This window comes from Oscillochloris sp. ZM17-4, assembly GCF_019599295.1.
Classification (GTDB): domain Bacteria; phylum Chloroflexota; class Chloroflexia; order Chloroflexales; family Chloroflexaceae; genus Oscillochloris.
Genome location: NZ_JAIEWN010000001.1, coordinates 164,190 through 171,471, shown reverse-complemented (window position 1 = coordinate 171,471; position 7,282 = coordinate 164,190). Strand labels below are relative to the sequence as shown.

7 protein-coding genes are annotated in these 7,282 nt (G+C 72.6%); 1 reads left to right on the top strand and 6 read right to left on the bottom strand.

Going from position 1 to position 7,282, the window contains the following annotated elements:
- The 5 genes from K2Z83_RS00630 to K2Z83_RS00610 form a co-directional block, all read right to left on the bottom strand.
- Positions 1-1,694 (bottom strand): hypothetical protein (locus K2Z83_RS00630; RefSeq protein ID WP_220593249.1); only part of this gene is annotated, 1,694 nt, incomplete at its 3' end.
- 67 nt (positions 1,695-1,761) lie between these two features.
- On the bottom strand, positions 1,762-2,121 hold the full coding sequence (locus tag K2Z83_RS00625; RefSeq protein ID WP_220593248.1) for a peptide chain release factor-like protein: 360 nt from the start codon (positions 2,119-2,121) through the stop codon (positions 1,762-1,764).
- A gap of 9 nt (positions 2,122-2,130) precedes the next feature.
- A complete protein-coding gene (locus tag K2Z83_RS00620; RefSeq protein ID WP_220593247.1) occupies positions 2,131-2,673 on the bottom strand; it encodes a DinB family protein in 543 nt (180 codons plus the stop codon).
- Positions 2,674-2,733: 60 nt separating this feature from the next.
- A complete protein-coding gene (locus tag K2Z83_RS00615) occupies positions 2,734-4,464 on the bottom strand; it encodes a collagenase (RefSeq protein ID WP_255603047.1) in 1,731 nt (576 codons plus the stop codon).
- Between the two features lie 53 nt (positions 4,465-4,517).
- Positions 4,518-5,387, bottom strand: a complete 870-nt coding sequence (locus tag K2Z83_RS00610; protein ID WP_220593245.1) for an aspartyl protease family protein — start codon at positions 5,385-5,387, stop codon at positions 4,518-4,520.
- A 153-nt stretch (positions 5,388-5,540) separates the two neighbouring features.
- On the opposite strand from K2Z83_RS00610, the gene K2Z83_RS00605 reads away from it, so the two are divergent.
- A complete protein-coding gene (locus K2Z83_RS00605; protein WP_220593244.1) occupies positions 5,541-6,293 on the top strand; it encodes a ZIP family metal transporter in 753 nt (250 codons plus the stop codon).
- Positions 6,294-6,335: 42 nt separating this feature from the next.
- Here K2Z83_RS00605 and K2Z83_RS00600 read toward each other — a convergent pair whose 3' ends face one another.
- Positions 6,336-7,244, bottom strand: coding sequence for an MBL fold metallo-hydrolase (locus K2Z83_RS00600; protein WP_220593243.1), 909 nt, complete (start codon positions 7,242-7,244; stop codon positions 6,336-6,338).
- Positions 7,245-7,282: the final 38 nt, after the last annotated feature.

The window sequence follows — 7,282 nt, the reverse complement described above, 5'->3', positions numbered from 1 at the left end:
CCGTAGAGGCGCAGCTCGAAGAGGGCCGCGCGGTCGCTGGCCCGCGGGATGGCGCAGCTGGCCCGCAGCTCGCCGTCGCCAGCCGCCAGCTCGCCCGCCGCCAGCGCCTCGCGCCGACCGTCCACCCCGACCAGCGCGCACTCCCAGCGCGCCGGGCCGCCCGCCGCGTAGCCGAGCGCCAGCGCGTAGCGCCCGGGCTGGATGGCCCCGCGCGGCCCGGCCGCCACGTACCCCGCGCCGCGCCGCAGCTCCAGCTCGGCCCCCAGCGTCGCCGGGCGGATGTCCGGCTGGACGAGCCATGCCGCGCATGCGGCGGCGATCAGAAAGGTGCCCCATGCGGCCATGCAGGCCTTTGGCCGCCCCCGCAGCGCGCAGCCGCCCGTGTATGTCAGGCAGATGATCAGCCCGCCGAAGATCCAGTTGGCCGGCGTGCGCGCGGCCGTCTCAGGCTCCTGAAACGAGGGCAGCCAGCGCGCCCGCTGCATCGGCGTGAGGTCAAGGAAGTCGGCGTAGGGGTCGCTGTCCATCCACGCCGCCGCCGGGCTGGGCGGCGCGGTGTAGGTGTAGGCGTTGGGGATGAGCACCTTGGCGACAAAGACCGACTCCAGTAGGATCGCCCCCGCCAGCGCGCCGACCGCCAGGGCGGCCAGGCCGCGCCGGCGCAGCAGGCGGATCGCGAACAGCAGCGGGAAGCACCAGAGCGGCGCGACGGCCCAGAAGAAGCGGCCGGCGAACGAGGTGCCGCCGTACCAATTGGTGTGCGCGGCGCTCGGCAGCAGCACCAGCAGCGCGATCGCCCCGGCCGCCAGGGCCAGCCGGCGGCGCTCCGCGACGAGGCTCGCCAGCCCGAGCAGCCCCAGCAGGAAGATCGGCGCCTGAACGAAGATGCCCTGCATGCGGTCCATGTGCAGCCCGAGGGCGACCATCGCGACCCTGCCGATGTCGGATGTCGCGTCGCCCGGCTGGTAGGGGCCGAGGATCGACCCGAAGGCGCGCAGGTTGTAGAGGCCCAGGCCGGCCGCCGACGCGGCCAGTAGCAGCGTGGGCGCGCGGGTGCGCCGGGCGTAGAGCAGGGCCAGCAGCGCCGCCGGCGCCAGCAGCTTGAGGTGCAGCCAGGGCAGCAGGGCGAGCAGCCCGCCGGCCCACCAGCCCGGCGCGGCGGCCCCCTCGTCCCACGCGCCGAGCAGCTCAAAGAGGATCAGCCCGGCCAGCAGGTCGGGGTAGATCTGGCCGCCGCCGATCAGGAAGGGCTGGCCAAGGCCGACGATCAGCGCGACGGACAGCGGCCAGGGGCTGTCGGGCAGGATGGCCAGCGCCCGCCGGTAGACGCTGAGCGGCAGCAGGCCGACCAGCAGGGCCAGCTCGATCTTCGCCCCGAGCACGCCGCCCAGGGCGTAGCCGGGGATCAGCAGGGCGGGCAGCCCCGGCCCGTGGATGCTGTAGCTGCCCTGCGTGTGGGCATCGAGCGGCGCGCCGCCGCCAGGCAGCGCCCGCCGCACCAGCGTGTCGAGCAGGTAGTTGTTCCCCACCCGCAGGTCGCCGTCGCGCAGCAGCGAGTCGGTGATCAGCAGGTAGTGCGGCTCGTCGCCGGTGATCGGGTTGACCCCCTGCCGATCCCAGATGATCACAATCATCACGGAGATGATCGCGGGCAGCAGCAGGGCAAGGGTAACAGATACGCGCCGCGTGATCACAATAGCCGCATCAAGGGCATGCGCTGCGCTCAATCTGCAATCTGCAATCTACAATCCACAAACGGGGCTACTCCTTCACCGGCCCGCGCATCGCCTTGACCGCCCCGCGCCGCCGCTTCGAGTCCTGGCGGCGCGCGCGGGCGGCCCGGCTTGGGCGAGTCGGCACGCGCGGGGCGTCCACCGCGCTGGCCGCCTCCAGCCGGCGGGCCAGGCGGGCGTAGGCCATCTCCAGGTTCGACGCCTGCGAGCGGCGCTCGGTAGCGGTGACCACGATCCCGCTCGGGCGGTGGACCAGCCGGACTCCGGTGGCGTTGCGGTTGCGGTGCTGCCCGCCCGGCCCGCTGGCGATAAAGAATGTGACCTCGCTCTCGCGCTCCAGGGCCTCGCGGCCCCAGGGCTGCGGGGCCTGCCCCGGCGAGTCGTCCATAGAAGACTCCTAGCTTGTGTGGCCTAGACCGATCCCGTATCGCTCGTGGAGGTCGGCGATGTGGTGCAGCTCGTGGCCGGCGGCGATGTAGGCACAGGATCGGGCGCTGCAGGGGTTCCCGGAGACGGTGCCGCTGCGCAGCCAGGCCTCGGCGTCGAAGCTGCGCAGCGTGGCGATCGTGGCCCGCCGCTGGGCCGCGTAGGCCTCCAGCAGATCCTCGATCGTCCGCTCCGCGCTGCGGGCGGCGCGCACATAGTCGTCCTGCTCAAACCCGGCCAGCGGGGTCAGGTCGCCCCGGCCGATGCGCAGGGCGCGGTAGGCGAAGACCTGCTCGCCATCGGTGATGTGGCCGAGCACTTCGAGGATATTCCAGTCCTCTGGAGTCGGCCGCGCTCGCGTCTGCTCGCGGCTCAGCGGGGCGAGCAGGCCCTTGGTCGTGGCGAGCTGCGCCTGCAGGATCTCTAGGATATCGCCGTCCGGGACGCGGGCGACGTAGCCGGCGTAGAAGGGCGCGTACTCATCCGGTGCGGGGCGGCCGGGGCGGTGAGCCATAGGGGGCCTCCTGTCAGCGTAGATCTGGCGCGGGTTCGCGCTCCGCCCTATAGTACCGCACTACCACCTGCGGCTGCGTGCGTCGCGCGGCCCATTCGCCCGCTCGCACCAGCGCCCTATCGCCGCGTGCCAGCTCGCCTCAAACGAGTCCAGGCCCTCGCCGGCGAGCTGGGGCCAGGCCGCCAGCCGGTAGCTGCCGTCTCGATAGGCCGCGTAGATCCGCCGGGCGGCCTCGGGGCGCTCGGTGAGCAGGTAGTAGCTCAGCGCCCACGCGCCGTCGTAGTCGAAGCTGCCGAAGCGGTCGTAGCCGGCGCGGCGGGCCAGCAGCTCGGCGAGGGCGGGCGGGGCTGGCAGCGCGCAGAGCCGGGACAGCTGGGCCGGGCGCGGGGCCAGGATAGCTCCGCCCGCCCCGTCGGGGGCCGCGCCGGCCATCACCTCGGCCAGCCCCTCGTCGGCCCAGCCCCGCGGCTCCGCGTGGTAGCCCGGGTCGGCCCACAGGCCCCGAAACAGCGTCTCCCCGGTCAGCGCGTGGGTCAGCTCGTGCTGGATGGTCTCGCCCAAGGTGTTCGCGCTCTGGTCGGGGCGGCGCTGGTGGGTGTAGAGGGTGCGCGTCGCCTCGTCGTAGACCCCGTCGACATCGACGGTGAAGGGCGTGAAGGCGCGCATATAGTCGCGGTAGATCGCCTGGCTGGCGAAGATCAGCACGCGGATCGGGCCGGATGGCTCGCCGGGCAGCGGTGCGGAGAGCGCGGGGCCGAGGGCCTGGGCGTAGGCGACGCGCAGCAGCTCCGTGCGGCCCAGCAGGGCCGGCAGCTCGTCCTCGGGAAGCCCCGAGCGCAGCAGGAAGCCGGGGGCCTCAAGCTGGCTCGGCAGGGCCAGCGCCTCGTAGTCGGCGCGCAGCTGGGCGAGGTGCGCGCCGCCCTCCAGGCGATCCTGGGCGCGGGCAACAGCCGCGCTGACGGTCAGATCAGTCGGCGTGCTCGCGGCATCGGCGAAGGCCAGGCTGCCCCGCATGTCCGGCGCATCCTCGACGAGGGCCATCGGCGGCTGATTCAGCTGCGCCCACAGCATGAGCTCTCCCAGCTCGGCGCGGATCTGCGGGGTCAGCCGATCATCGCGCAGGCGGGCCACACAGTCGGCGGCGGCGGCGCGCACGCCGGGGTCATCCGAGAACATCCCGGCTCTGATCGAGTCGTGGTCGGCGTCGGCCAGCGGGCCGGCCTTGCGCCCGATCAGGCGGGCGGCGGCCAGGGCCGCGCGGGCGCGCAGGGCCGGGGCCACATGCACATCGGCGCTGACGCGCTCCAGGGCCGGCTGGGTGCCGAAGCTAGGGAAGTAGAAGGTATCGTAGATCCAGATCGCGTCCTGGACGAGGAAGCTGTCGCGCTCCCCGGCGAGGATCTGGTCGAGGGCCGCGCGGGTGGCGGCGGCGCGGGTGCGGCGCATCAGCTCGCCGGCCCGGCTGGCGGGCGGGCTCTCGGCGAGGCGGCCGAGGGCGCGCAGCCCGTTGCGCCTGGCCCGCGTGTCGCGCCGGGCGTCCGTCGCGAGCGAGATCAGCGCGTCGACCACCGGCTCCTCGGCGCGCGGGCGCAGCGCCGCCGCGATCTCCTCGGCGCAGGCGTAGCCCGCGCCCGGCAGGGCCGCCAGCAGCGCCGCCGCGTCGGGGTTGCCCGCGTCCGCGCAGCTCGGCGTGCGCGCGGGCGGCACCACGGCCGGGCCGGGGGCGAGGGGCAGCGCCGAGGAAGGCAGCAGCAAGAGGCATATCACGATGACGATGTAGGGCCGAAGCATTCGCATGCAGTGCCTATCGAACAGCCGCCGCATAGCGGGCGAATGCTTCGGCCCTACCTATGTGGGTCCACCACACACAGCCCCCGCCGGTAGTCGAGGGTGACGCGGGCGAAGCGGGAGAGCAGGCGGTTGCCGATGTTGGCCCGCCCCGCCCGGCCGAGGTCGCCGGGGCCGCCGAGGGGCGCGTCGATGGCGATATCGCACAGCTCGAAGGGGCCGAGGCGCAGGTCGGCCAGGCCGCCGGTGAGCACGGCGGCGCCGCTGGTGAAGCCCTGGCCCCGCCGCGCCTCGGGCGCATCAGCCTCGCCGTAGAGCCCGACGCGGGCGGCCAGGTCGCGCCCAAGGGTGAGCGCGCCGTTCGAGCCGGTGTCGATCGTCGCCAGGGGCAGGTCGAGGCTCCGCCCGGCGCAGGAGAGCCGCAGATCGGCCAGGGCCGGGAAGTGGCTGGAGAAGGCGAGGGGCAGCGATGCGCCGCCGGGGCCGGGCGGCGGCGGCTCGATGTCCGGGTGGCGCAGCGACAGGGATCGCCCCGCGTAGCTGACGCTGAGGGTCAGGCTCGAGAGCACATTGTAGCCCAGCACCAGGTCAACGTTAAACGGCGCCCGGCTGAGGTCCATCGCCACCGCGTAGAGGTCGCGCAGAGTCAGGTCGCCGAGGCGCAGCCAGGGCAGCACCGTCTCGGTGAAGGGCACGCTATCGCTGGCGGCGTCGGAGCCGAGGGCGAAGTCGCCGAGGCGCAGGTCGAGGCGGCGGGCCAGCCCCAGGTCGATCGCCGAGGGGTCGGTGCCCGTGTCGAGCAGCACCGTCAGCGGGTGGCCGCCGGGGCCGGAGGCCACGCAGCGCAGCACCTCGGGGGCGAAGATCAGGGGCAGCTCCACCGCGCCGCTGGCCGGGAAGATCACTCTGGTGCGGTCATCGATCATGGCCGGAATGATACCATACCGCCCCCCGCTCTAGCGCGACGATGCCGCGCGCCCTTTGGCGTATAATGACGCACGAAAAGAGCATGCCGCACATGCGATCCATAGATCTTCCGCGTCCAAGTAGCCAGCCATACCCGAAGGGCCACCACCGCCATGGGCCAGATTCTCTCCGTGCTCGGCTATGCGTTCATCCCCGTCATCGCCGCCGTCATCGGTGGGCTCATCGCCACCATCCGCACGCCGGGCGAGCGCGCGCAGGGCTACGTCCAGCACTTCGCCGCCGGTGTGGTCTTCGCCGCCGTCGCCGGCGAGGTGCTGCCGGAGATCATGCGCGAGCACGCGCTGGCCCCGGCGATCATCGGCTTCGCGCTCGGCGTCGTGACCATGCTCGGGATCAAGGAGCTGACCGAGCGCATGGGCGGCGGGCACGGCGAGGGCGAGGTTGCCAGCGGCGGGGCGCTGCCCATGGCCATGCTGATCACCATCGGCGTCGACCTGCTGATGGACGGGCTGCTGGTCGGGGTCGGCTTCGCGGCGGGCGCGCAGACAGGCCTGCTGCTCACGGCGGCCCTGACCCTTGAGGTGCTCTTCCTCGGCCTCTCGACGGCGGCGGTGCTCGCCAAGGCCGGCGCGCCGCGCGGGCGCATGCTGGCAACGATCACCGGCCTGGCGCTGATGATTGTGCTCGGCGCGCTGCTCGGCACGACCCTGCTGTCCGGCCTCTCCGGGCCCTGGCTGGAGGGCGTGCTCTCCTTCGGCGCCGTGGCCCTGCTCTACCTCGTCACCGAGGAGCTGCTGGTCGAGGCACACAAGATCCCCGACACGCCGCTGATGACCGCGTCCTTCTTCCTCGGATTCTTGATCCTGTTCCTGATCGAGATGGTCGTCTCTACGCCGGTCGTGTAGGGGCGAGGAGATTGCGCTGTAGGGGCGCGTCGCGACGCGCCCCTATAGCACGATCTCCAGGCCCTCGAAAGCGGCCTGCGTCTCGGGGAAGATCGCCTGCGCCTCGCGCTCAAGCTCGGCGATCCGCGCGTCGTCGTAGCGAGGCTCGTGGTGGAAGAGCACCAGCCGGCGGGCGTCAGCCGCCTTCGCCACAGCGCAGGCCATCTCGGGGGTGCTGTGGCCCCAGCCCTGCTTCGCGGCGTAGTCTGCGGCGGCGTACTGGGCGTCGTGGATGATCAGGTCGGTGTCGCGGGCGAAGTGGACCAGGCGCCGGTCGACATCCACATAGCCCTCGGTGTCGCTGGCGAACACCATCGAGCGGCCGCGCCACTCGATCCGGTAGATGTAGACCCCGTTGCGCGGGTGGGCGTAGCTCTTGTGGATACGCACGCGCAGGGTGTCGGGGCCAGCGACGATCTGCTCGCGGTAGATATTCTGGATGCGCGGCTCGCCCTCCGGGCCATCGATCAGCACCGTCTCCGTCTCTTGCAGGCTGCGGACAACCTTGAGCGAGGGCAGCTCCTGCAGGCTCACCGGGAAGCTCGGCGGCAGCACCGCGTGGTTCAGCGTCTCCTCCAGGTCCTCCTCGAAGGTGCGCGGCCCGAGGATGTAGAGCACACTGGTGCCGATGTAGGCCGGCGGGAAGTAGGGGAAGCCCTGGGTGTGGTCGTGGTGCATGTGGGTGAGCAGCAGCGTGGCCCGGATCGGCGCGCCGCCCTGCTCCCGCGCGCGGCGCAGCATCTCGTGCCCGAGGTTGATGATCCCGGTGCCGGCGTCGATGATCAGGGTGTGCGGGCCGGCCTGCACCTCGACGCAGGTGGTGTTCCCGCCGAAGCGCAGCGTCGCAGGCCCGGGCACGGGGAAGCTGCCGCGCGTGCCCCAGAAGCGGACAAGGAAGGTGTCGTTGTTCATCCGGGGCCTCTCTTGAAAGGGGACAGGGGACAGGGGAC